Annotated in this window: 23 protein-coding genes and 2 tRNA genes; 11 read left to right on the top strand and 14 right to left on the bottom strand. The window is 56.3% G+C overall.

Translation table 11 applies throughout. The annotated features are described in order from the left end of the window. Positions 1 to 57: 57 nt before the first annotated feature. Both ABVT35_RS11920 and gloA read right to left on the bottom strand, forming a co-directional pair. On the bottom strand, positions 58 to 1,044 hold the full coding sequence (locus ABVT35_RS11920) for a YcbK family protein (RefSeq protein ID WP_368466686.1): 987 nt from the start codon (positions 1,042 to 1,044) through the stop codon (positions 58 to 60). Between the two features lie 213 nt (positions 1,045 to 1,257). After that, positions 1,258 to 1,698 carry a lactoylglutathione lyase gene (gene gloA / locus ABVT35_RS11915; protein ID WP_368466685.1) on the bottom strand — a complete coding sequence of 147 codons (441 nt, stop codon included), beginning with the start codon at positions 1,696 to 1,698 and terminating at the stop codon, positions 1,258 to 1,260. Positions 1,699 to 1,880: 182 nt separating this feature from the next. Between gloA and ABVT35_RS11910 the strand changes: the two genes are divergently transcribed. Together ABVT35_RS11910 and ABVT35_RS11905 are read left to right on the top strand one after the other, a co-directional pair. After that, a complete protein-coding gene (locus tag ABVT35_RS11910; RefSeq protein ID WP_368466683.1) occupies positions 1,881 to 2,459 on the top strand; it encodes a cold-shock protein in 579 nt (192 codons plus the stop codon). A 64-nt stretch (positions 2,460 to 2,523) separates the two neighbouring features. Then, positions 2,524 to 3,006 carry a DUF192 domain-containing protein gene (locus tag ABVT35_RS11905; protein WP_368466682.1) on the top strand — a complete coding sequence of 161 codons (483 nt, stop codon included), beginning with the start codon at positions 2,524 to 2,526 and terminating at the stop codon, positions 3,004 to 3,006. 51 nt (positions 3,007 to 3,057) lie between these two features. On the opposite strand, the gene ABVT35_RS11900 is transcribed toward ABVT35_RS11905, so the two are convergent. The 5 genes from ABVT35_RS11900 to ABVT35_RS11880 all read right to left on the bottom strand — a co-directional run bounded on the left by ABVT35_RS11900 (position 3,058) and on the right by ABVT35_RS11880 (position 4,987). Beyond that, positions 3,058 to 3,471, bottom strand: coding sequence for an acyl-CoA thioesterase (locus tag ABVT35_RS11900; protein ID WP_368466681.1), 414 nt, complete (start codon positions 3,469 to 3,471; stop codon positions 3,058 to 3,060). A 146-nt stretch (positions 3,472 to 3,617) separates the two neighbouring features. After that, positions 3,618 to 3,694 (bottom strand) — tRNA-Arg (locus tag ABVT35_RS11895). Positions 3,695 to 3,728: 34 nt separating this feature from the next. Beyond that, the gene (locus tag ABVT35_RS11890; RefSeq protein WP_368466679.1) at positions 3,729 to 4,034 is read right to left on the bottom strand and encodes an ETC complex I subunit; all 306 of its coding nucleotides are present in this window, start codon (positions 4,032 to 4,034) and stop codon (positions 3,729 to 3,731) included. A 56-nt stretch (positions 4,035 to 4,090) separates the two neighbouring features. Further along, positions 4,091 to 4,167, bottom strand: a tRNA-Pro gene (locus ABVT35_RS11885). Between the two features lie 139 nt (positions 4,168 to 4,306). Further along, positions 4,307 to 4,987 carry a zinc metallopeptidase gene (locus ABVT35_RS11880; RefSeq protein WP_368466678.1) on the bottom strand — a complete coding sequence of 227 codons (681 nt, stop codon included), beginning with the start codon at positions 4,985 to 4,987 and terminating at the stop codon, positions 4,307 to 4,309. Positions 4,988 to 5,163: 176 nt separating this feature from the next. Between ABVT35_RS11880 and ABVT35_RS11875 the strand changes: the two genes are divergently transcribed. Continuing rightward, positions 5,164 to 5,559 carry a VOC family protein gene (locus ABVT35_RS11875; RefSeq protein ID WP_368466677.1) on the top strand — a complete coding sequence of 132 codons (396 nt, stop codon included), beginning with the start codon at positions 5,164 to 5,166 and terminating at the stop codon, positions 5,557 to 5,559. 21 nt (positions 5,560 to 5,580) lie between these two features. Then, the gene (locus ABVT35_RS11870) at positions 5,581 to 5,895 is read left to right on the top strand and encodes a TfoX/Sxy family protein (protein WP_368466676.1); all 315 of its coding nucleotides are present in this window, start codon (positions 5,581 to 5,583) and stop codon (positions 5,893 to 5,895) included. Between the two features lie 24 nt (positions 5,896 to 5,919). On the opposite strand, the gene ABVT35_RS11865 is transcribed toward ABVT35_RS11870, so the two are convergent. The 4 genes from ABVT35_RS11865 to bcp all read right to left on the bottom strand — a co-directional run bounded on the left by ABVT35_RS11865 (position 5,920) and on the right by bcp (position 10,443). Beyond that, the gene (locus ABVT35_RS11865; protein WP_368466675.1) at positions 5,920 to 7,326 is read right to left on the bottom strand and encodes a DEAD/DEAH box helicase; all 1,407 of its coding nucleotides are present in this window, start codon (positions 7,324 to 7,326) and stop codon (positions 5,920 to 5,922) included. Positions 7,327 to 7,632: 306 nt separating this feature from the next. Then, positions 7,633 to 8,913: a M23 family metallopeptidase gene (locus tag ABVT35_RS11860; protein ID WP_368466674.1), complete on the bottom strand. Its 1,281-nt coding sequence runs from the start codon at positions 8,911 to 8,913 to the stop codon at positions 7,633 to 7,635. A gap of 200 nt (positions 8,914 to 9,113) precedes the next feature. After that, on the bottom strand, positions 9,114 to 9,947 hold the full coding sequence (locus ABVT35_RS11855; protein ID WP_368466673.1) for a ferritin-like domain-containing protein: 834 nt from the start codon (positions 9,945 to 9,947) through the stop codon (positions 9,114 to 9,116). A gap of 31 nt (positions 9,948 to 9,978) precedes the next feature. Further along, a complete protein-coding gene (gene bcp / locus ABVT35_RS11850) occupies positions 9,979 to 10,443 on the bottom strand; it encodes a thioredoxin-dependent thiol peroxidase (protein ID WP_368466672.1) in 465 nt (154 codons plus the stop codon). Positions 10,444 to 10,711: 268 nt separating this feature from the next. On the opposite strand from bcp, the gene ABVT35_RS11845 reads away from it, so the two are divergent. After that, on the top strand, positions 10,712 to 14,146 hold the full coding sequence (locus ABVT35_RS11845) for a DUF3971 domain-containing protein (RefSeq protein ID WP_368466671.1): 3,435 nt from the start codon (positions 10,712 to 10,714) through the stop codon (positions 14,144 to 14,146). Between the two features lie 13 nt (positions 14,147 to 14,159). Here the strand turns inward: ABVT35_RS11845 and tyrS are convergent, their stop codons facing one another. Beyond that, positions 14,160 to 15,413, bottom strand: coding sequence for a tyrosine--tRNA ligase (gene tyrS / locus ABVT35_RS11840; protein WP_368466670.1), 1,254 nt, complete (start codon positions 15,411 to 15,413; stop codon positions 14,160 to 14,162). Between the two features lie 125 nt (positions 15,414 to 15,538). On the opposite strand from tyrS, the gene ABVT35_RS11835 reads away from it, so the two are divergent. Next, positions 15,539 to 16,693 carry an anhydro-N-acetylmuramic acid kinase gene (locus ABVT35_RS11835; protein ID WP_368466669.1) on the top strand — a complete coding sequence of 385 codons (1,155 nt, stop codon included), beginning with the start codon at positions 15,539 to 15,541 and terminating at the stop codon, positions 16,691 to 16,693. Between the two features lie 7 nt (positions 16,694 to 16,700). Here ABVT35_RS11835 and ABVT35_RS11830 read toward each other — a convergent pair whose 3' ends face one another. Then, the gene (locus tag ABVT35_RS11830) at positions 16,701 to 17,576 is read right to left on the bottom strand and encodes a formylglycine-generating enzyme family protein (protein WP_368466668.1); all 876 of its coding nucleotides are present in this window, start codon (positions 17,574 to 17,576) and stop codon (positions 16,701 to 16,703) included. A 17-nt stretch (positions 17,577 to 17,593) separates the two neighbouring features. After that, on the bottom strand, positions 17,594 to 18,271 hold the full coding sequence (locus ABVT35_RS11825) for an alpha/beta hydrolase (protein ID WP_368466667.1): 678 nt from the start codon (positions 18,269 to 18,271) through the stop codon (positions 17,594 to 17,596). 199 nt (positions 18,272 to 18,470) lie between these two features. Between ABVT35_RS11825 and ABVT35_RS11820 the strand changes: the two genes are divergently transcribed. The 5 genes from ABVT35_RS11820 (at position 18,471) to ABVT35_RS11800 (ending at position 24,650) form a co-directional block, all read left to right on the top strand. Next, positions 18,471 to 19,649: a cysteine desulfurase family protein gene (locus tag ABVT35_RS11820; protein WP_368466666.1), complete on the top strand. Its 1,179-nt coding sequence runs from the start codon at positions 18,471 to 18,473 to the stop codon at positions 19,647 to 19,649. A gap of 158 nt (positions 19,650 to 19,807) precedes the next feature. Beyond that, positions 19,808 to 21,277: a Fe-S cluster assembly protein SufB gene (sufB, locus tag ABVT35_RS11815; RefSeq protein ID WP_368466665.1), complete on the top strand. Its 1,470-nt coding sequence runs from the start codon at positions 19,808 to 19,810 to the stop codon at positions 21,275 to 21,277. A 67-nt stretch (positions 21,278 to 21,344) separates the two neighbouring features. Continuing rightward, a complete protein-coding gene (gene sufC, locus ABVT35_RS11810; protein WP_368466664.1) occupies positions 21,345 to 22,100 on the top strand; it encodes a Fe-S cluster assembly ATPase SufC in 756 nt (251 codons plus the stop codon). Between the two features lie 26 nt (positions 22,101 to 22,126). Further along, positions 22,127 to 23,401: a Fe-S cluster assembly protein SufD gene (gene sufD, locus ABVT35_RS11805; protein ID WP_368466663.1), complete on the top strand. Its 1,275-nt coding sequence runs from the start codon at positions 22,127 to 22,129 to the stop codon at positions 23,399 to 23,401. Next, on the top strand, positions 23,394 to 24,650 hold the full coding sequence (locus ABVT35_RS11800) for a cysteine desulfurase (RefSeq protein WP_368466662.1): 1,257 nt from the start codon (positions 23,394 to 23,396) through the stop codon (positions 24,648 to 24,650). Before sufD ends, ABVT35_RS11800 begins: the two co-directional genes overlap by 8 nt. Positions 24,651 to 24,674 lie beyond the last annotated feature (24 nt).

Here is a 24,674-nt window from a genome sequence, read left to right as displayed (position 1 = left end):
ATTTTGGTTTTTTAAAAAAAATATGACGGTGGAAATTTACGCCGAAAAAACAGGGCTTCAGCGCCGCTTGCAGCGCCAGTTCCAGTCCCGTCTTGTGCCTATGTCGATGTGCACGGATTTGGTGTGGCAATAGGTTCCGACACCACCGCGGCCATCTACCGTGCGCAGATATTTGGCCAGGTTCCACTTGGATACGCCGGGCACCTGAATGTCGGCCGCCTCGCAGGTTGTGTGGCGTGAGGCCCGCACGCCGCCGGCGCGGCGATTGCGTTTGGACGAGCGGTAGCCCGACGTGATGATGACATCGCGGCCGTAGTGGCGGCGGACGCTTGCGAGAAGGCGTACCAGCTCCGGTTTCAGACAGGCAGTGTTGACCTTGTCATGCTGGCGGCGCAGGCCGTTCGGCACGAGGCGCGCCAGGCCCGCGGCGGAGGCTACCTGTATCGGCTCGGATGTATCGGCGGAAGTGCGCTGGCCGAACCCGAAGAGGTTGCCGAGGCGCACGCCCGGCAGCTTGTCTTCACCGCCCCTTTCACGGATGACCGGTTTGGCGCTGTTGGAAACCGCGCCCTGCGAAAGGTGTCTTTGATCCGGTTCGTCATTGATGTCCACAATCGCAGTGGACGGGCGTGGCTTGCCAAACGAGAAAAGCCGCGCCAGCCGGCTTGGCGTTTTCTTCTTGGCGGCCGGATTTGTGGCAATCCCGGTTTCGGCGTCTTCGGATATGGTGTCAGCGTCCGATGCATCGGCGGCGGCATTTTCTGTTTGCGGAGAAAGGACCTGCGAGCGGGGAACGGGGATTGGAGCGGCGTAGCTCGTCGTTATCGTCGATCCGGTATCCAACGCTTCGACCGAGCTGCTTTCGGCGTTCGCAATTTCTGCCGGCGGCGTCGGGTCCGCATCGGATTCAAAAGATCCGGCGTAGCCGGTCGTAGGGAAATCGGCCGTTTCTCCGACATCGGCCTGGGGCAAGAGCCCAAAGCTCGCATCGTCTGACGAAGATACGCAGCCGGCAAGCAACAGCGCCGAAGCAACTGCAATCAACGGTCTCGCAAGACCTTTGCAGCCCGGCAGATTACGTGAACGGATTGCCCCCAATGCGCCAGTGCCCCCACCAAAATCGAAGACCGCGAAACGGTCTTTCCTGCCGCAGAGGCTGGTGTTCAGCGAATGCGGCAAATCCCACAATGTGACAGATGTACGCCAATTGCGGCAGAAGCATGATCCGCCACAACCCTTGCGCCAAACTTGTCCGTATTACCAGCTACCGGTGTTGCCCATCGATGCCCAGGGCTCCTGGGCGGTTTGCGCTCCGCCGCGCTGGAGAAGCTCGATGGAGATGCCGTCCGGAGAGCGCACGAATGCCATGCGGCCGTCGCGGGGAGGGCGGTTTATGGTGACGCCGTTGTCCATGAGCGATTGGCAGAGTTCATAAATATCGTCCACCTCGAAGGCCAGATGGCCGAAATTGCGACCGCCCTGATAGTCTTCGCTGTCCCAGTTGTAAGTCAGCTCCAACAGAGGCGCGCTGTTCTTCTCGCCAGCCTCGGTGTCCTGAGAAGCCGCCAGAAAAATGAGCGTGAACCGGCCTGCTTCGCTTTCAATTCTGCGGATTTCCACAAGGCCGAGTTTGTTGCAGTAAAAGTCCAGTGATTCGTCAACGTCGCGAACGCGAACCATTGTATGTAGATAACGCATTGATCTTTCCATGATTTTCAATCTGACGGCAAAATAGAGCAGCGAGCCGCGGAGACAAGGGAGCTGAGATTTTAGGGCAAGAGCAAACTAATGCTTGCATCACCTTACGTTACCAATGTTATCCTTATGTAAAGAATCAGTCATTGATTTTTTGGGTTTGCGTATTTGAGAGGCTGGGGTGAATGGGGGACAAATCTCCAAGCAAGGGTGAGGCAACCCAGGCTGCATTGTCCGGCGAAGCCGTGGATCTGATTGAGATTTCCGGCGTCATAAAATGGTTTGACGTCGCTAAAGGATTTGGTTTCATCGTTCCCGACAATGGCATGCCCGATGTTTTGCTGCACGTGACCTGCCTGCGCAGAGACGGTTACCAAACGGCTCTGGAGGGAACCAGGGTCGTCTGCGAAATCCAAAAGAGAGACCGCGGTTATCAGGCCTTCAGGATCCTGTCGATGGATCAATCGACGGCGGTTCATCCTTCGCAGCTTCCGCCGGTGCGTACCCATGTGCAGGTGACGCCGACGAGCGGGCTGGAGCGGGCCCTCGTCAAATGGTTCAACCGGTCGAAGGGGTTCGGGTTCCTGACCCGGGGCGACGGTACTGAAGACATCTTCATTCACATGGAAACGCTGCGGCGCTACGGGCTGACGGAGTTGCGGCCCGGGCAGGTTGTGCTGGTACGCTTCGGCGAGGGTGAAAAGGGGCTTATGGCCGCTGAGATCCACCCGGACATTGACGCGACATTTCCGAAGTCGCACTGATCAATTTTACGACAATTGAAGCTCGGCGGTTGCACGGCGGCAAGGCCTGTTGCAGTTTGCGGCAATGACAAACCAACACATTTCACCATTCATGCAGATCAGGGTGCGCGTGCTCGCCGCTTTGCTGATTTTGCTATTCAGCGCGGGCCTTGCGGCTGCCACGTCCGAATTTAACAGGCTGGACATCGTCACCCGCACGGGAACGCATAGCTTTTTCGTGGAACTGGCGCTGACCGATCAGGATCGGGCCACCGGTCTCATGCATAGAGAGAAGATGGACGAGAATGCCGGCATGCTGTTTCGCTTCGACAGCGTCCAGCCCGTGCTGATGTGGATGAAGAACACACTGCTTCCGCTGGACATGATTTTCATACGGCCTGACGGAACCGTTGCGGATATTCATTACAACGCTGTTCCGCATTCCGAACAGATCATCCGGTCGAGCGAACCGGTGCTGTATGTCCTGGAAGTCAATGCAGGCGTTGCCGGCAAGATTGACCTGCGACGCGGAGACCAGATCATCCATCCGATTATCGGAGATGAATAGGGAGCCAGCCCGGAGGCAAGCGAACCCGCGAATTTATCCAGCGCCGCATTTTTACGTTGCTGTTTCCGGGTTGCTGAAGGCGTCACTTTCATTAAGGCGGCGGCGCAAGTCGTCGGGGATAGGCTTCGGCTTTTGTGTTTCAAAGTTGAAGTGAACCCAGGTGGCCCTGGATCTGGCGACGACCCGGTCGCCTTGCTCCGCTTCCTGGGCGAATATGATGGAGCTTGAACCGAGGCGTTCGATTGCCGTTGAAATCCCTACGTCACCGCCGAGGAATATCTGCCCGACCACGTCGATTTCCGAGCGGGCCATGATCAGGCACCAGTTTTCCCGGGCAAGGCCCGGCGTGAAAATTTCATAGATGGGACGACGGGCTTCATCGAACCAGACGGACAGCACCGTGTTGTTTATGTGGCCCAGAGCATCGGTTTCGGAGATTCGGGGAACGATTTTGGTGTGAAACATGGCAGCTCCTGAATTCTTGGAGCGCTCAAGCCTATCTGATTGGAGCCTGCGGACGAGAGGCGAACGGGACTTTTTTCCGGGGCGTTCGGCCATTTTTCCGCTGACCAGCCGGTCCTGCGGAAACAGCTCAGATTATCCCGGCGATGTGGCGACCCCGGCAGGACTCGAACCTGCAACCTATTGATTAGAAGTCAATTGCTCTATCCAGTTGAGCTACGGGGCCGTTGGACACCGCTAACCGGGATATGCCTGCGTGGTCAGTGCGTCCAGGGCTGGCGTCGGTCGTAGCGGAAATTGTCTGCGTAGGCCACCCGTCTCCGCTTCGGATCGTGCGGCTCGATTACGCGAAAGGCGATGTTGTTTCGCTTGGCGTAGCTGACCGCTTCTTCGCGGGTCTCGAAACTCAGCCTGAGCTGCTGTTTCATGTCGCTTGACGATGTGTACCCCATGATCGGATCGATCGTGCGGGGAACCTCCTGGTCGTATTCCAGAACCCAAAGATGGGTCTTGGCCTTGCCAGATTGCATGGCTGTTTTCGCCGGGCGATAGATTTTCGCAGACATGGCCAGCAGCTCCCGTTTCCGTCCTGAACGCGATCGCAAAGGCGATGCGCCTGTCATGGTCGGAGCGGCAGGATTCGAACCTGCGACCCTCTGGTCCCAAACCAGATGCGCTACCAGGCTGCGCTACGCTCCGTCGACAATGCGACGGGAGATACACGCTTCGCAGCCCGCCTGCAACATGCTTTTTACTGAATTGGCTTCTATTTTTCCGTTGGTTGCGCATTGCAGAGTTTGGCGGCCCAAATGGCTGGTGCACTGTGGTGAAATGTTGCCTAGCGAAACACCCTCAGGATGCGCAGAAGATTGAGAACCTGGAACAATGACGCGGCGACATATGTGTAAGCCGCGGCCTTGAGGACCGATCGTACCGCAGGCAGATCTTCATCCGGCAGATATTTACCCTGTACCATGATCGGAAAGGCACGGCGGAAACTGGCGTCCAGCTCCACCGGCAGCATCACCAGATAGGCCGCCACACGGATTAATCCGATCAACACCACGGCCAGAATGCCAAAAAGAAGAAATCGCGGCGATAGCGCCGCGCCACCGATGGCAGACAGGCCGAGGATGAGGATTGAGCCGAAACGATCGGTCAGATTGGCTGTTGCCACCAGCCTGTGACACCATTTGAGCGGACCGTAACCGTCGCGGTCCTGCAAGGCATGGCCGACTTCGTGCGCGGCAACGGCAACGGCGGTCACCGACCGGCCATCATGAAGTTCCTGCGTCAGCCGGACGGACTTGGCCTCAGCATCATAGTGATCGCCTGCCGGTGTGATTTCGACGCTCACATTGTCGAGGCCGTGATGATCAAGCAGGTGGCGTGCAAATTCGCCGCCGGTTCCCGGATAGTCCTGGCGATCGCCCGCATGGGCGCGCATGACGTGCCGCACCCACAGGGTCGGTCCGAAGGCAAGGCCCATCAATAGAACAAGTGCTGCAATCCAAAGCATCAATACCAAACCAAGCCGCAACGCGGGTTCGGCCGTTCAGGCCGAAGCAGCGCCTATGCAATTAACATATGTCGCCACCGTCTTGTCATCAATCGTATGTCCGCGACAGATGCACGGTTGAACATAGAGCAGACTGGTATATGTTCATGTTATGTTCTTTGTGTTTGGATGAAGCCATGCAGCTTGGTTATGTGATTTTGTATGTCCCTGACGTGGCGCAGGCGATGGCTTTCTATGAGGATGCCTTCGGCCTGTCAGTTCGCTTTGTCGATGACAGCGGCACCTATGGGGAAATGGCCACGGGCGCAACGAAGCTTGCCTTTGCGTCGGAGGAACTGGCAGCGAGCCACGGGTTCGATTTTGAACCGCAGTCGCCCGGCCGCAGGCCCGCGGCATTCGAAATCGCCTTTGTAACACAGGATGTTCAGGCCGGTTTCGCAAAGGCGATCGGAAACGGCGCCCGCGCACTGACTGAGCCAAAGCTCATGTCCTGGGGGCAATGGGTGAGCTATGTCGCGGACCTTAACGGGTATACCGTCGAGATCTGCTCACCCACCGGTGCAGAGGAATAGGCTTCGAGGAGTTGGCAAACCATGGATAATGAAGCAATTCACGACATGTTCGAAGGGCTTGGTCCGGTGACGATCAAGCGCATGTTTGGCGGCAAAGGTATTTATCATCAGGGCCGCATCCTGGCTCTCGAGGTCGATGGCGAGATTCTGCTCAAGGCGGACAAGGAAAGCGCCGGCACATTTGCGGAGGCCGGCTCTTCCCAGTGGGTTTATACCGGCAAGAACAAGCCGGTCAAAATGCCGTACTGGTCGATACCGGACGAGGCGCTCGACGATCCTGACGAGATGAAGAAGTGGGTGTTTCTGGCCTATGAGGCGGCGCTGCGTTCCAAATAGATCCGGAATGCCCGACGCAGCGCGCTACTGCTTTGAGCCGATCATCATGAACGCAGGGATATCGTCGCCGAAACCGATCGGCGTCGGCTTGTCGTCCGTGTCCGAACGCTTGCGGCCGCGCCGGTTCTCGTTGTCGTTTGTGGCGGCCTTCTTTTTCTTCCGTGCAGATGCAGCCGGTTTTTCCTGATCTTCGCTATCGCGGCCGGCACGCGGTTTGCGGTCGTTGTCGGCGGCTGTTTTCGCGCCACGCCGCGACTTTGCCTTCGGCTTGTCGGCGGCTTCCTCATCGGACTTGACAGACGACATGTCGCCTTCGTGCCATTCAATGGTCTGGCCGATCAGCTTTTCGATCGCGTCGACAAATTTGGCGTCGCGTTTGGTAACCAGGGTGAATGAGGCGCCTGACCGTCCAGCCCGGCCGGTCCGGCCGATGCGGTGTACATAGTCTTCGGCATGGATCGGGACGTCGAAATTGAAGACGTGGCTCACATCCGGAATGTCTAGACCACGGGCCGCGACGTCTGATGCGACCAACAGCTGCAGATTTCCGTCCTTGAAATTCTGCAGCATGGCCATGCGGGAGCGCTGGTCCATGTCGCCGTGCAGAGCACCGGCGTTGAATTCATGCCGTTCCAGGGACCGGAACAGATCCGAGACGTCGCGTTTGCGATTGCAGAAGATGATCGCGTTCTTGAGATCCTTCTGCTCGCGGATCAGGTCGCGCAGGGCGGCGCGTTTTTCAAAGTCCTTGCCGCCTGAAGCAACCAGCCGCTGCGTCACGGTCTTTGCCGTTGTCGACGGTGGAGCGACTTTGATTTCCTCAGGGTTTTGAAGGAACCGGTCAGCGAGTGTCTGGATTTCCGGTGGCATCGTCGCCGAGAAAAACAGGGTTTGCCGTGTAAACGGAATGAGTTTCGCAATGCGCTCGATGTCGGGAATAAAACCCATATCGAGCATGCGATCGGCCTCGTCGATGACAAAAATCTCGACACCGGTCAAAAGCAGCTTGCCGCGCTCGAAATGGTCGAGAAGGCGCCCGGGCGTTGCGATCAGAACATCGGCGCCGCGCTCAAGCTTGCGATCCTGTTCGTCAAAGGATACGCCGCCGATCAGAAGGGCAATGTTCAGTTTGTGATACTTGCCGTATTTGACAAAATTTTCTTCCACCTGTGCAGCGAGTTCGCGCGTCGGCTCAAGGATCAGTGTCCTGGGCATGCGTGCACGCGCACGGCCTTTCTCAAGCCGTGTGAGCATGGGAAGAACGAAAGAGGCTGTCTTGCCGGTGCCGGTCTGCGCTATGCCGAGAAGGTCACGATGGGCGAGCGCGGGCGGGATAGCGCCGACCTGAATTGGTGTCGGTGTTGTGTATCCAGCGTCTTCTACCGCTGAAAGCACCTTTTGACTTAAGCCAAGATCAGAAAATGTTGCCAAAGGGGAAGTCGTTTCCGTTGTAAGAGCTATTAACCGTGGGAGTATAGATACACTCCGCCACCATGCGCCCCGACTAGTCCGATCATTCCATTAAGTCAAGGAAATCACGGAATTTACTCTGGTTCTATAGAAAATGTGGGGGATTTGTGGCAATCAGGGTTAATAATGCGGCTGTACACATAACATTTCCGTGTAGCTGCAAGTTGCCGAAATTTTCAGGTTCTGACCGGATGGAATTCAGATTAAACTGCAGGACCGGGGGCGCCGTACGAGCACCACACGACATCCGTGAAATTCAAATCCGCCTCAAAGATAGGATTGGAGTTTTTTGCCGGCGGCGAGAAACCGTTGCGGGTTTACCGCCTTGTCATTAAGTCGGATTTCATAGTGCAGGTGCGGGCCGGTCGAGCGTCCCGTGCTTCCCGCCGCCCCGATTTTATTGCCAACGGTAACCTTGTCGCCCACTTTGACGTGGATACGTGAAAGGTGGGCGTAGCGTGTTGTGATCCCGTTGCCATGATCGATCTCGACCATTTTGCCGTAACCGCCCTTGCGTTTGGCGGTGATCACCGTGCCGGCCCCCGTGGAAAATACCGCCTGCCCGTAGGCGGTCTTGAAATCGATGCCGGCGTGATGCGCGAAGCGTTTCAGGAAGGGGTCGCGGCGTTTGCCGAATTTGCTGCTTATCTGATGGTTCGGCACAGGATTGGCCACAGGCATTTGCCGGGCCAGCATCTTGGCTTGTTCAAGTGAGTCGAGTGCCGCTCCGAGATCGTTCAGTGAAGCATCGAATGCGGCAGGGTTTTCGGCGCTGATAAACGGGCCGCCAATGCCGGCATTCAGTCCAGCGGTAATGCCGGTATTCTGTAAAATGGAACGAATGGTTTCAGCGGTCTGATACGCATTTGATGTAAGGGACTGGACTTTCCGAAACTGTTCCTGCTCGATTGTCTTCAGGGAAAACAGAACATTGTCGAATACATCGCCTGGCTTTGTTTTCGGCTCTGCCTCAACTGCCGCGTAGGAAAGCTGGCTGGTTCTGAGCGGCAATTCCTCTGTGGTGAGCGCCAGTTGCTGCTTGACCCGGCCGGTCTTGGCATTTGCCTGCTGCTGGTTGTCGGCAGGCACACTGCCCGACGGTCGGGCGCGTGGTATGGGAACGCGTGCCGGAACGATTTCGACCACATCCGCGCGTTTTAGCAGACTGTCCAGCCGTCCGTGCCTGGTTCTCAATTTTGCCTGCTGCTCCATCAGGCGCGTCATCTTGTCATCCATCATCTGCTGATCGAGAAGCTGGCGACTTGTGATTCGGTCGACCTGGGAGCGCAGGGAAGCGATCCGATCCTCATAGGCATGTTGAATACGCGCCTGGCGCGCCATGGCGGCGCCAATCAGGTCGTCGCGCAGCACAAGATAGGTCGTGCCCAAAAGATAACCGATGGCGATGACCGCCAGAAAGCTGGCAGCAATGCCGAACATCCAAGGACGGATGGTCCAATGCCGGACGTCATCGCCGCTAGCCAGGATAATCGTGTGTTGCTTGGAGCGTTTGCCGAAGACGCGGCTTACGGAACTGTGCGACACCATGGCCCCCAATTATTCAACTGCCGAAACAGGTGCCATTAGACTCCGTTAAGGTTAACAAAGATTTGAGTTGCGGCGTTTTGGAGTCCACTATCAGTAAAACGAAGTATTCCTTGTAAAAAACCGACAACTTCAATGAAGTCCAAAGTGTCAGCAAATAAAATTGCGCAAGTGGGGGCTCTCAAATTTCACTGGGACAAGAGTTAGGAGGCGTTGGCTGAAGAGAGACTGCGATAGAAAGACGGCGTCAGGCCCGCCTCGGCTCTGGCGATGTCATTAAAGGGTGCCTTCAGTTGTCCGCGGAAATTGGCGCGCACCAGCTGACGGAACGTTTCTTCCGGGTTCTTGCGTTGCCGGTGGCACAGGAATCGAAACCATTTTGCTCCAATCGCAACGTGCTTTTTCTCGTCATTGTAAATGATGTCCAAAATCGCCGCGCTTTCGGTGTCGCCCGATTCGATCATCCTGGCCTGCAGGGAAGGGGTCACGTCCAATCCCCGGGCTTCGAGAATCAGGGGCACCACGGCAAGGCGGGCGGTCAGATCGTTTCTGGTGTCATGGGCGGCCTGCCAGAGGCCGTCATGGGCGGGCAGGTCGCCATATGCGGCGCCAAGCGATCTCAATCGCTCCCGGATAAGATTGAAGTGCTTGGCCTCTTCAAAGGCAACTTGCATCCAACCGTCAAAAAAAGACAGTGGAATTGGCTCGCTCGCAAAGCGCGCGACGATATCCAGGGCCAGATCGATTGCGTTCAGTTCGATGTGAGCCAGCGCATGCAACAATGCAATGCGGCCTTCGGCGGAGTTCAAGTTGCGCTTCTTGACCATTCTGGGTGGTAGCAACTGCGGTTTGTCTGGACGCCCGGGCCGATCGGCAATGGGCGAATCGAGTGGTGAGCGAAGCGACAGCGTTCGTGAAAACCACCGCCGTGCCACCTCCTGTGTGACCTCGGTTTTGACATCCAGATCAGTTGCCGCAACTGCCCGGTTGGCACCTTCGCGCAGGGTCTCCAAACGCAATATTGTGTTTTTCTCCATGGCCATATCCGGAGGATACCTTTGCAGGCAATCAGCCGACGACCGTTTTAAGGACGTCTTCCGCGTGACCGGGCACTTTTACCTTGCGCCAGATTTTTTCGATTTTTCCCTGCTCGTTGATTAGGAATGTGGAGCGTTCAACACCCATGTACTTTCTTCCGTACATGCTCTTTTCCACCCATACACCGTAGGCTTCGAGCGTCGATTTATCCTCATCGGAGGCGAGGGGGACAGTCAGTTCGTACTTGGCGATGAACTTGTCGTGCTTTTTGACGCTGTCCGGCGACATGCCGAGAAGCGCCGCTCCGGCTTCGGTAAACTGCTCCTGCAATTCGGTAAAGTCGCGCGCTTCGGCGGTGCATCCGCTGGTATCGTCCTTGGGGTAGAAAAACAGCACAAGTTTTTGCCCGGAATAATCCGATAGCGCCACGGTTTCGCCACCATCTCGCGGCAGTGCGAAGTCCGGTGCTTTCATTCCCTCTGCGAGTGCCGTCATGTGCCCCTCTCCAATGCATTGAATCTGTTGATACGGTCGCCGTGCTATATATAGTTGAATGTAGAATCGTCCAATTCCCGCGATCAGGTATTTCGGGGATGGATGTTGCGCCTCATTGTGGCAACGGAACCCCTATTCAATGACGGAAAACAATGGCGGTCGAAAGAGAAACAGGCAGCAAGATTCTGTTGCACTGCATTCTATGCCGTCGGCCAATGCAGAAGACCCGATCATAGTGCACACGCCATGGGGTTACGGGTTCTTGCACATGTCTGCAAGGGGTTTTGCTTTCCTCACGGCATTGCTTCTTCTCATTGTTCTGGGCGGCTTCGTGCTGCTGCAGAGTGGAGCCTTCGACGGTCCGCTGACGAGCAGAGCGCAAACGCTTTTGCAGGATGCTGCTGGTGAGCGTTTCACGGCGTCCGTAAGCAGCGCGGGCATTCGACTGGCAAAGCGGGGGCTGGTTGCCCTGGAAGCCCATGATGTCGGATTGAAAGTCGCACAAGGCGGCGGTGAGGTGGTCCGTGCGCAACGGGTAAGGATAGCACTGCAGATTCCGCCGCTTTTGTCCGGCCAACTGAAAATTTCGCACATTGAAGTCTATGGCGGATTCATCAATGCCGGTCTTTTGCGCAAGACCGTGTCGGCGGATGCGGTCCAAAGTGAACAGCGGGCGTTCGAAGTCGCAAACCTTGAGAAGATAACCGATGGCGCCTTCAAATCGATCGCGACACTGTCCGATGCATTGGGTGAGAGGGGCACTCGCTGGATCTTTCTGACCGACACCACAATCACCGGCATCGGCATGGCGAACCAATCGGATGGCTCGGGCGGTACGGTCAAAATTCAATCCGCTGAAATATCCGAAGGCGATGATTCGGGTTTGAATATCAAAGCGCAGCTTGAATATGCCGAGCAGGACATACGCATGGAAGCGGAAGCGATTCCTGATGAAGATCAGGAAGGCCGCATGAAGCTGACGGCGTCCGTCACTGGTGTTCATGTCGGCAAGATGATCAAGGAGATTACACAAAACCCCCGTCGAAAGTTCCGCATGGAGAGCAATGTGGAGATTGACCTTTCGGCGCTCGAAGGCGGAGGCGGCAAGAGTTCCGAACTACAGGCCGAGCTGCACTTTTCCGCCGGCGAGCTTTTCATGGACGGAATTGCAGCGCAGGTGGAGCCAAGTTCAATCAAGCTTGCATTCGAGCCGGAGCGCAAGTCTCTGGAGATAAAACCGTCAAAATTGAAGATCGGTAAATCCAACTACAGTTTCAACGGCGGTATCATCGATCTGCAGAACCTACCCGGACAAAGCGAACGGGGATTTGCAATCGACCTGCTTATCGATGAGGCAACGGTCGCTCCGACCGATTCCTCAGAGCCCCCGGTCAAGGTCGCCATGAAGGCATTTGGCCGTCTGGTGAGCGCCGAGAAGAGGTTGTATGTCGACGACTTTATCGTTACGGGCCAGGCCGGCACGATGTTTTCGTCAGCCAGCATACAATTCTCTGACACCAGTCCCGAAGTCAGCTTTGTCGCCAACATTGAAAAGATGGATACGACAACCGTCAAACAGCTATGGCCTTACTGGATTGCCAAAATGGCACGCCGTTGGGTTCACGAAAACCTGTTTGGCGGAACTGTCACTGACGGCGCAATTCGCGTTTTCATTCCGGAAGGACGCATGGCATCCGGTTTGCCGGACTCTCTCAACCTGAACGGTGATCAGCTCCAAATTGATTTCAATATCAGCGATGCGCGTTTCGATGTTGCCGGGGATATCCCGCCGGTCAGGGGCGCCACTGGGCTGCTCAGTCTCCGTGGAAAGCATCTGGAGCTAAAGATCGACAAGGGAACCTCGTATTTTCCGACCGGCCGGAGTGTCGGCATTTCGGACGGGCTTTTCATTATAGATCATACCGATGCAAATCCGCTGATGGCGGAGTTGGACATAGATGTTTCCGGCGATGCCTCGGCTGTTGCAGAGCTCATTTCGTACCGGCCGATCAGCGCGTTGCAGCAAACGCCATACAAGGCTGAGGATTTCGAGGGTGAGGTCTCCTCCAAGGTCCAGGTTACATTCGGGCTCATTCAGGACCAGAACCCGCCGAGCCCGAATTGGGAGGTCGAACTTGATCTCAAGGGCGTCAGTATCGGTCCGAAGATTGACGGCGTGAAAGTCACCGATGCCAAGGGAAAGATGCACGTTGATACCGAGACCATAAAGATAGACGCGGAAGCCGATCTCAACGGTATGCAGGCAAATCTTGATTTTACCGAGCCGCTGGACCGAAAAAGCGACCTGCCTTCCGACCGCGTCGTCAAGTTTTACGTTACCGAAGCTGATCGCGCGCAATTTGCTCCGCAACTGAATGAATTTGTAAAAGGGACCATCTTCCTAACAGCGAAGCTGGAGGGCGACGGCCGGCAGGTCGTCGACGCCGACTTTACGGAAGCCAAGCTGATCCTGCCCTGGATTGGCTGGTCCAAGGGCAAGGGAATAAAAGCGACAGCCAGCTTTGAAATGATCCCAAAGGAAGCTGCCGAGGTGGTTGCAACGGCGGCGGCTGCATCCTCCGATGAACCGGAGGAAAAAGGGCTTGGTCTGCCAGCCGCCTTCCACATCAATAATTTCGATCTCAAGGGAGAGGGGTTTTCCGCACTCGGAAATCTCGAGTTTGCAAATGGCGAGGTCGTCAATGCGGATATCAGCCGGGCTTCCCTCAGCCGTAGTGACAATTTTGTGGTTAAGCTGACAAGGAAAGGCAAAGCCTACATCGTCAATGTCTCCGGTCGTGCCATTGATTTGAGGTCCTCGGTCAAACATCTTCTGAGCGAATCCGAAGCTGCAGAGATCGGTGCCGATACGTCGAGGGTGGAGTTGAAAGTACGCGCAGATGAAGCCCATGGCTTCAACGGTGAAATCCTTCACGGGTTTGCTCTCGACTATTCCGGGCAGGGAGAGACCATATTGGGGCTTGACCTGAAGGCGAAAACAACGTCCGGCGGGGTCATCGATGCGGTCGGCAAACATGGCGGTTCCGGTCTTGTACTGACATTCAACAGCAACGATGCTGGCTCATTCGTTCGCTTTACCGATGTCTATGCAAAAATTCACGGCGGAACCCTGGATGTGCAATTGGCGAAATCCGGCACAGGTCCGTATATCGGCACGGTGGACCTGCGCAATTTCAGCGTCATCAATGACGAGCACCTGAAATCGCTTGTTTCCTCTAATCCAAGCGGCGGTGAAAGCCTCAATCAGGCTGTGCGCCGTGATATTGATGTGAGCCGCGCGCAGTTCCAGCACGCATTTGCGCGTGTTGACAAAGGAAAAGGCTATCTTCGTGTCAGCGACGGTATCGCACGAGGCCCGGAGGTGGGATTTGCCTTCCAGGGTACGATCTTCGACGCCAAGGATGACATGAATATAACCGGCACATTCATGCCGGCGTACGGGCTTAACAGGATATTCGGAGAAATCCCGCTGCTTGGGGTGATCTTAGGCAATGGACGTGACAGGGGCTTGATCGGCATCACATTCCGTCTGACCGGAAAACTTCAGGATCCGATACTTACCATCAACCCCATATCCATCATTGCTCCGGGGATATTCAGATCGATCTTCCAGTTCCGCAATGATGGTGCGACCACGGTCAGAAAACCGAGTTCCTTCGACAATGATGCCGAGACCCGGTGAGGCACCTGTGGCTTCAGACGGGCCGCACCAGCATGTGTTTCTTCTTACCCAGGGACAGTTTGACGACACCGTCATCGGTAAGGTCCGCACTTCCTACGACACGCCGTTCGTCGGTGACCTGCGTGTCGTTTACGCGGACGGCACCCCCCTTGACGTGACGACGGGCCTCGCCGTTCGAACCGGCAAGTCCGGCGGTCACGAACAGGCTCAAAAGACCAACGCCGTCGTTCAACTCCGATGCGGCAATTTCAACTGAAGGCAGATTCTCGGCCAGGGCACCTTCTTCGAAGGTCTTGCGGGCTGTTTCGGCTGCCTCTTCTGCCGCTGCGCGGCCATGCAGGATGGCCGTCACCTCGGTGGCAAGGATTTTTTTAACCTCATTGATTTCCGATCCGCCAAGCGCTTCAAGTCGCGCAATTTCGTCCATCGGAAGCGTTGTGTAGAGCTTGAGGAAACGAGCGACATCCGCATCCTCTGTGTTGCGCCAGTACTGCCAGAAATCATAAACGCTCAAAAGGTCTGCGTTCAGCCATACCGCACCGCTGGCGGATTTGCCCATCTTCGCACCCGAGGAGGTTGTCAGAAGCGGCGAAGTGACGGCGTATAGCTGAGGCGTGCCGAGGCGGTGACCGAGATCAATTCCGTTGATGATGTTGCCCCACTGGTCGGATCCGCCCATCTGCAGTTTGCAGCCGTAGCGTTTGTTCAGTTCGACAAAATCGTAAGCCTGAAGGATCATGTAGTTGAATTCGAGGAATGACAGGGATTGCTCTCTATCGAGTCGCAACTTGACGGAATCGAAACTCAGCATCCGGTTAACCGAAAAGTGCCGGCCGACATCGCGAAGGAATTCAACATAGTTGATGCCCATCAGCCAGTCGGCGTTGTTGACCATGATGGCGTCTGTCTTGCCATCGCCGAAATTCAGGTATTGGGAAAAATTCTCTCTTATGCCTGCTAGATTCTCATCGATCTTTTCAGGCGTCATCAACTGCCGCGCTTCGTCCTTGAAGCTCGGATCGCCGATCATGCCTGTTCCGCCACCCATCAATGCGATCGGTTTGTGGCCGGTTTTTTGGAACCAGTGAAGCATCATGATCTGTATGAGCGAACCGGCATGCAGGCTCGATGCGGTCGGGTCGAACCCAATATAGGCCGTGACCGTTTCCTTCTGCAGCAGTGAATCGAGGCCGCTGTCATCCGATGTCTGATGGATGAAACCGCGCTCGCTGAGCGTATGAAGAAAGTCGGACTTGAAGGCGGACATTGTTGTTCTTTCCCTGCGCATCCTGATATCGGATGCAAATAGTGCTATCGGTTTGGCCGGGCGTTTATCACCCTTTGCCGGAGATTTCACGCCATTTGTTTGAATGGGACGCATTGAGGGTTGTGATGGCAGGCAGTGACGAGGGTTTAGGCATTGTGACCGCAATCGGTCTGATGAGTGGCACATCGATGGACGGTATCGATGTGGCGCTTATCAAAAGCGATGGTGATTCGGTGGTTGAGCGCGGTCCGTTTCTGACCATACCCTACAGGCCGGAATTCCGCCGCAGGCTGGCCGCAGTGCTGGAAACCGCTTCCGGAATAACGTCACGGAACGAACGTCCAGGCGACCTCGGCGACGTCGAGCGTGAACTCACGCAGCTTCATGCCGATGCGGTCCTTGCTTTCACGGAACGATGCGGGATTGATCCGGATACGGTTGATCTGATCGGGTTTCATGGACAGACGGTACTTCACAGACCGGAGAAGAAACTGACCGTGCAGATCGGCGATGGCCAGGCGCTTGCTGCAAACCTCAATATACCCGTTGTCTACGATATGCGCGCAGCTGATATGGAAGCCGGTGGAGAGGGCGCTCCGCTTGCGCCTGCCTATCACGGCGCATTGGCGGGCAAAGTGGCGCGGGAAGGTGCTACTGCCTTCGTCAATATCGGCGGCATTTCGAATATCACCTGCGTGACCCAAGACGGAGAACTCCACGCATTCGACACAGGTCCGGGAAACACTTTGATCGATCAGTGGGTTGAAACAAAAGCCGGCATCCCGTTCGATCAGGGCGGTGCGATCGCGAGCGAGGGCGGCATATTGCGTTCTATGGTGGATGAATATCTGCGTGCCGATTTTTTCAGCAACAAAGACCGCAGGTCGCTCGACCGCAACGATTTCCGTCCGCCCGAACCGGACAGCGCTACGCTCGAGGACGGCGCCAGAAGCCTTGCCCGCCTTACGGCGGAGGCCATCGTCAAGTCATCGGAGACGCTGCCTCAGTCGCCTGACACGTGGATCGTTTGCGGTGGCGGGCGCAATAACCGTGTCATCATGGAAGACCTGGCGGAGATTGTCGGCGCAAAGGGCGGCACGGTGATTGCCGCCGAGGAAGCCGGATTGAATGGCGATGCGATGGAGGCGGAAGCCTGGGCCTATCTTGCAATTCGTTCACGCCGCGGATTGCCGCTCAGCTGGCCCGGCACGACCGGTTGCCGCCAGCCGACGACCGGCGGAGTGCTGGCACAACCATCATCTGCAAAATCATCGCGCTGAGATACGGCTATTCCCGAACAAGCCGAAAACCGACGAGGATATGCTTGATCGTATCAGGCCGGCTGTGTCTGGCGGCGGGGCGACATACGCCGCATCCTTTGTCGTCCCACGATCCGCCCTTGACGATGTGCCTGTTGTCGCCGGCAGGGGTTGAGGTCCACTCAAAGACCTGACCCGCGGCATCCAGCAGGCCGTAGGGACTTGCGCCTGCCGGAAACGAGCCGACCGGCACCGTCGAAAACGGACCGGTGTCATGGCTGTTGAGGAGGCCGGGGTCGAACTTGTCGCCCCAGGGAAAATATGCACCCTCCGGACCGCGAGCGGCCTTTTCCCATTCGGCCTCTGTTGGCAGACGCCAGTTTTCGCCCGTCTTTTGGCTCAACCAGTTTGCATAGGCCTGCGCGTCGCCATAGCTGACCATGACGACAGGATGGTTTTGCCTGCCGGCAGGAGCATCCGCAGATTTCCAGATATACGGAACCGCCCGGGGAAAGGGATGAATCAGGCCGTAGCCGTCCCATTCCTTTTGAGTGACCGAAGGAGGTCGATGGCCGGTCTCTCTTAGGAAGACCGAGTAGGCTTCGTTGGTGATTGGCGTTTTTGAAATACGGAATGCGCCAAGATCGACGGTCCGTTGCGGCTCGCGGTCATACCAGCCGCGTTCGCGTGTGACGCTGTGGCCGTAGGCGGCCTCGTCAAGTTGATAGGCGGTTTCGCGCTCGCTGGCGTCGGACCCCATGATGAATGGGCCGGCGGGCACGTCTATCAGATCCGGGGCTGCAAATCCGTTTTGCGAGAGAGCGGACGGTGTCGCCAATAAAGTAGCGCAAACAGCAAAAAGCGCGGCCCGTATTTTTGGTGACTGCCGCGCTTTTCGTCTCATCGGTTGCTCCGATTGCCTTAACGGATGCGTTTGGGCGCCGGTTCGGGAACCAGTTCACCATTGAGCCGGCGATCGAGATAATCCGAGCACTCCTCGATCAGCTCATCAACCTGGCCGTTGAAGAAGTGGTTGGCGCCGGACATGATCTTCTGGGTGATCATGATGCCCTTTTGGGTTTTCAGTTTTTCAACAAGGCCCTGCACATCTTTTTCCGGCGCGACGCGGTCCGCGTCGCCGTGGATGATCAGGCCGGAGGAGGGGCAGGGGGCCAGGAACGCGAAATCGTAGATGTTGGGCTGCGGTGCGATTGACATGAACCCCTCGATTTCAGGGCGCCGCATCAGGAGCTGCATACCGATCCAGGAACCAAAGGAGTATCCTGCAACCCAGCAGCTCTTGCTGTCTGGATGAAGGCTCTGGATCCAATCCAACGCGGCAGCCGCATCCGATAGCTCACCGGTGCCGTGGTCGAATGTGCCCTGGCTGCGGCCGATGGAACGGAAATTAAAGCGCAGCGTGGTAAATCCTCGCTGCTGAAACATATAAAAGAGCTGGTAGACAATCTGGTTGTTCATGGTGCCGCCGAACTGCGGGTGCGGGTGCAGAACGATGGCAATCGGCGCATTCTTTTCCTTGGCTGGCTGATAACGGCCTTCCAGCCGTCCGGCGGGACCGTTGAAAATGACTTCAGGCATTGTTTCTCCGGGTCAAATTCGAGTAATGGCGAAACCGGGCTTGCTGGTTCGGGCAAAGGCGCTGTTCCACCAACTCAACTAGACAGGTTCGAATTGGTTTTTGTTTATCCTTCCGGATATAACGAAGTGTCATAAGCCATTGGTATCTGAAATTTCAAGGAAAATGAGGCATTGCCGGTTCATCCGGCACAGCAGCCATATGAACAAGTCACGCATATATATGGATTATAATGCCACAGCTCCGCTGTTGCCGGTCGCCCGCGCCGCCATGAGCGACGCCCTGGATCTGCCCGGCAATCCGTCATCGGTTCACGCCGAAGGCCGCGCCGCACGGGCAGTTGTCAATACCGCCCGACGCCAGGTTGCGGCACTTTGCGGGGCCGACGCCGCCGGCGTCATCTTTACCAGCGGTGCCACCGAAGCTGCCGCGACCGTGCTGACGCCGCATTTCAAAATGGGTAAAGCCGATCTTGCAATCGGCCATCTTTATGTGTCGGCAGTCGAGCATCCGTGCGTGCTCAACGGCGGACGTTTCGATGCGGATCACGTGACAAAACTGGAGGTCGATGAAAACGGTGTGGTCGACCTTGAAGGTTTGCGCAACCATTTGACCACGCATGATCAATCAATCGGCCTGCCGATGGTGGCCATTCAATTGGCAAATAATGAGACCGGTGTGCTTCAGCCGGTAACCGAAGCCGCCCAGATAACCAAAGAGCATGGAGGTATCCTCGTTGTCGATGCGGTACAGGCCGCCGGCAGGTTGCCGATCGACATGGGTGACCTTGGTGCGGATTTCCTGTTGCTGTCGTCGCACAAGATGGGCGGTCCCAAAGGGGTTGGCGCGGTTATATGTGCGGGCGAGGTGATGATGCCGTTGCCGCTGATACCGGGCGGCGGACAAGAAAAGGGGCACAGGTCCGGCACCGAAAATCCGGCGGCTATTGCAGGTTTTGGGGCGGCAGCAGCATTTGTGTCGACTGATCTTGCCGCGCGTTCTGACGGCATCAGGCAGATGCGCGACGAACTTGAAGCCGGCATACTTGCGTGTGCTCCCGACTGTATTATCCACGGCGCTGAATCACCGCGCCTCGTCAACACGACATTCTTCTCGCTTCCGGGCCTCAAGGCGGAGACGGCTCAGATTGCGTTCGATCTCGAGGGGGTGGCGGTTTCGGCGGGCTCTGCCTGTTCATCGGGCAAGGTGGGACCGAGCCATGTCCTTGCGGCGATGGGACAGGATGCGGATCTCGGTGGGATTCGCGTCAGCATCGGCGCCGAATCGACGCAGGGTGAAATCCGCCGGTTTCTGGAGGTTTTTGCAAAAATCAACGAAAAACGTGAGAAAAATAGGCAAGAAAACGGAGCGCTAGTCTAGAAAAGTTTTAAATTTCGGATTACAAGCTGCTGCACGTGGTGGAAATATGATTTCTGACACACTAAATTCGGTCTAGCAAAGCCTCATGGCCACGCCGGACAATATATATGACGTTGACAACTGCCGGACCTTGAACCCGGCGAGATTGGAGAGCGCCAATGCCTGCGGTGCAGGAGACGATCGATCAGGTTCGCCAGATCGATGTGGACCAGTATAAATACGGTTTCGAAACTCTCATCGAAATGGACAAGGCCCCCAAGGGTCTGAATGAAGACATTATCCGCTTCATCTCGGCTAAGAAGGATGAGCCGGAATGGATGCTCGAATGGCGTCTTGATGCTTATCGCCGCTGGCTGACGATGGAAGAGCCGAGCTGGGCGCGCGTTGAATATCCGCAGATCGACTTCAACGATCTCTACTATTATGCCGCCCCTAAAAACCAGACCGGCCCGAAGACCATTGACGAGGTCGACCCCGAGCTGCTGGCCACCTATGAGAAACTCGGCATCCCACTGCGCGAGCAGGAAATACTGGCCGGCGTCCAGCAGTCCAAAGTGGCTGTGGATGCGGTTTTCGATTCGGTATCGGTAGTTACGACGTTCAAGGAAGAGCTGGCAAAGGCCGGCGTTATCTTCATGTCGATTTCCGAAGCCATTCGCGAACATCCCGAACTCGTCCGCAAATATCTCGGTTCGGTTGTTCCGGTCAGCGACAATTTCTACGCCACGCTGAATTCGGCGGTCTTCACCGACGGCTCGTTCGTGTTCGTGCCGAAGGGTGTTCGCTGCCCGATGGAGCTTTCGACCTATTTCCGTATCAACGAAAAGAACACCGGACAGTTCGAGCGCACGCTGATCATCTGCGAGGACGGAGCATATGTATCCTATCTTGAGGGATGCACGGCACCGCAGCGCGACGAAAACCAGCTTCACGCGGCCGTTGTCGAACTTGTGGCTCTGGATGATGCCGAAATCAAATATTCGACCGTTCAGAACTGGTATCCCGGCGACAGCGAAGGCAAGGGCGGCATCTACAACTTCGTGACAAAGCGTGGCGACTGCCGCGGCGCCAACTCGAAGATTTCATGGACCCAGGTCGAGACCGGATCCGCCATCACCTGGAAATATCCGTCATGCATCCTGCGTGGCGACAACTCGCGCGGCGAATTTTACTCGATCGCGGTGTCCAATGGCCGTCAGCAGATCGACAGTGGCACCAAGATGCTTCATCTGGGCAAGAACACGTCAAGCCGGATCATCTCGAAGGGTATTTCCGCGGGACACTCCAACAACACGTACCGTGGCCAGGTCTCTGCGCATCGGCGCGCAGCGAATGCTCGCAATTTCACACAGTGCGATTCCCTGCTGATTGGCAATAATTGCGGCGCGCACACCGTGCCTTACATCGAGGCCAAGAACGCCACCGCCCAGTTTGAGCATGAGGCGACGACGTCGAAGATATCCGAGGATCAGCTGTTCTACTGCATGCAGCGGGGCATTCCCGAGGAAGAGGCTATCGCCCTGATCGTCAATGGCTTTGTCAAGGAAGTCATTCAGGAATTGCCGATGGAATTTGCCGTCGAAGCACAAAAACTCATTGGAATTAGCCTGGAAGGAAGCGTCGGCTAAAGCGCGCAAGCGCAGAGCCGCGCAATACAATTGGACCTGGCCCATCAAAGAATTTGGACTGACAGAAATGCTTGAAATCAAAAACCTGCACGCGCGTATCGCCGAAGACGGAACCGAGATCATCCGCGGTCTCAATCTGACCGTGAAAAAGGGTGAAGTGGCCGCCATCATGGGACCGAACGGATCGGGTAAATCGACCCTGTCCTATATCCTGACCGGACGCGACGACTATGAGGTGACGGAAGGCGACATTTTGTACAACGGCGAAAGCATCCTTGAGATGGACACCGCCGAGCGCGCTGCCGCCGGATTGTTTCTGGCGTTCCAGTATCCGGTTGAAATCCCGGGTGTTGCCACGATGCAGTTCCTGAAGGTTGCGATGAACGAACAGCGCAAGGCACGCGGCGAAGAGGAACTGACGACGCCGGAATTCATCCGCCGGGTCCGCGAGGCGGCCGGCGAACTCAAGATCGACATGGACATGCTCAAACGTCCGCTGAATGTTGGCTTTTCTGGCGGTGAAAAGAAGCGTGCCGAGATCCTGCAGATGTCGCTTCTGGAGCCGACGCTCTGTGTGCTCGACGAAACGGATTCGGGCCTCGACATCGATGCGTTGAAAATCGTGTCGGAAGGTGTGAATGCACTTCGTTCGCCTGACCGCGCGATTGTGGTGATTACGCACTATCAGCGCCTTCTTGAGCACATCATCCCGGACAGCGTACATGTTCTCTACAAGGGACAGGTGATCAAATCCGGTGACAAAGAGCTGGCTCTTGAGCTCGAAAACAACGGCTATACCAATATCATCAAGGACGCGGCCTGAGGGCGCGGGGCTGAAAAGGTTTTGTGATGAATATGCAAAGCAAGCGACCGATAACAGCCGCGGAACAGGCGCTCGTTGACAGTTTTGTCGGCAAGCTTGGCAGCTTGCCGGGCAATGGAGCGATAACCGCAATTCGCGACGACTTCATTGAAGATATCAAACAGAACGGTTTGCCAACACGGCGTGTTGAAGCCTGGCACTATACCGACCTGCGCAATCTCCTGAAAAAGATACCGGATGGCGACGGTGAGGCCGGATCGGGAGCGGTTGAGCCGCTTGTCGCCGGGTCCGGTGTGGTTTCCGTGCTGGATGGCCGCGCCGATGACGTGGATGCACCCGACGGTGTGAGCGCCGGTTTCTACCGCGATGCGCTGAGCGAGGGTATAGCCGCCCAGCGCATGGTGTTGCAAAGCACCGACGATCTGATCGGCCGCCTCAACGGAGCATTTGCAAATGACGGCATCAGCCTTACCGTCAATGATGGTTTGAACCTAACCGATCCGCTTGAAATACAAGTGGTTCAGGGCGGTGGACAGTCTCATTCCCGGTTCCCGGTTACAATTGGGAGGGGAGCCACCGGCACCTTTATCGAGCGCCATATTTCGCAAGGTGATGATGCAACACTGGCCTCTTCGATTACCGATCTTCATGTCGGCGACGATGCCGATATCGTGTGGGTCATCAGTCAGGAACGGGGCCTTTCGGACACCCATTTCGGGCAGATCAACATCGAACTCGGCACCAATGCCAAGCTGACGCTGTTTGTTGCCAATGCCGGCGGAAAGCTTGTGCGGCAGGAAATACATATCTCCGCAAGCGGCGAAAATTCCGAACTGGTGCTTCGTGGCGTCAACCTGCTTGGTGGCGACAGCCACACCGACGTGACGATGACGCTCGACCATCTGGTGCCGAACTGCGTTTCCACAGAGACATTCCGCAATGTGGTTTTCGACCGTGCCCGTGGTGTGTTCCAGGGCCAGATCAAAGTGGCCCAGATCGCGCAGAAAACCGACGCGCGTATGGCATGCAACACATTGCTTTTGTCGGATGAAGGCGATTTTTCATCGAAGCCGGAGCTGGAGATTTTCGCCGATGACGTGCAATGCGCACACGGTGCGACGGTAACCGATATCGACGAGAACCATCTCTTTTACATGAAAGCGCGCGGTATCCGCGAGAGGAAAGCACGCGCCATGCTGGTCAAGGCTTTTATTGCTGAAATCGTGGAAGAACTGGACGATGAGGCGCTGATCGAGGCGCTGGAGAACCGGTTCGAGAACTGGTTGGACGCCCATGGATGATACGACACAGGCAATCGTCGGACGCACCGACCAATATGATGTTGAAGCCATCCGCCGGGATTTTCCGATTCTATCGCGGACGGTCTACGGCAAACCGCTGGTCTATCTCGATAATGGCGCCTCGGCACAGAAGCCACAGGCCGTAATTGACACGGTTTCCGGGACCTATTCGAATGAATATGCCAATGTTCATCGTGGACTGCATTTTTTGTCGAATGCAGCAACTGATGCCTATGAGGCCGCGCGGGAAAAGGTTCGTAGTTTCATCAACGCAGGATCGGTGGATGAGGTCGTTTTTACCAAGTCGACCACCGAGGCCATCAACACGGTCGCCTATGGCTACGGCATGCCGGAGATCGGCGAGGGCGACGAGATCGTGCTCAGCCTGATGGAGCACCATTCCAACATTGTTCCCTGGCATTTCATCCGCGAACGGCAGGGCGCCAAGCTCAAATGGATTCCGGTCGACGACAACGGTGAATTCCATATCGCTGATTTTGAAGCGCAACTGACGGAGCGCACCAAACTGATCGCCATCACGCATATGTCGAATGTGCTGGGTACGGTGGTTCCGGTCAAGGAGATCTGCCGCATTGCCCATGAGCGTGGCATCCCGGTTTTGGTTGACGGCAGCCAGGCGGCTGTCCACATGCCGGTTGATGTGCGTGACATCGACTGCGATTGGTACGTCTTTACCGGACACAAGGTTTATGGCCCGTCGGGTATCGGGGTGCTCTACGGCAAAAAACAGATGCTCGAAAAGATGCGCCCGTTCCAGGGCGGCGGTGAGATGATCCTGGACGTCAGCGAGGACGTGATCACCTACAATGATCCGCCGCACCGCTTCGAGGCCGGAACCCCGCCTATCGTGCAGGCTATTGGATTGGGTGCGGCGCTCGACTATATGGAGAGTGTGGGCAGGGAAAGAATAGCAGCCCACGAAGCGGATCTTTGCGCCTATGCGCATGAAAAGCTTGGACAAATCAATTCCCTGCGCATTTTTGGCAATGCACCGGGCAAGGGCGCGATCATTTCCTTCGAAATCGAGGGAATCCATGCCCACGACATTTCCATGGTTATTGACCGCTCGGGCGTGGCGGTTCGTGCCGGAACGCATTGCGCACAGCCATTGCTGCGGCGTTTTGGTGTAACATCGACGTGCCGAGCCTCATTCGGCATGTACAACACACGCGCCGAGGTTGATGCGCTTTATGATGCATTGCTGAAGGCACGGATTTTTTTCGCCTGAGGCTTTGCGAGATCGGGATTGGAT

The sequence above is a fragment of the Hoeflea sp. TYP-13 genome (assembly GCF_040932035.1).
In the GTDB taxonomy this organism is placed as follows: domain Bacteria; phylum Pseudomonadota; class Alphaproteobacteria; order Rhizobiales; family Rhizobiaceae; genus Hoeflea_A.
This window is presented reverse-complemented; position numbering and strand designations above follow the sequence as displayed.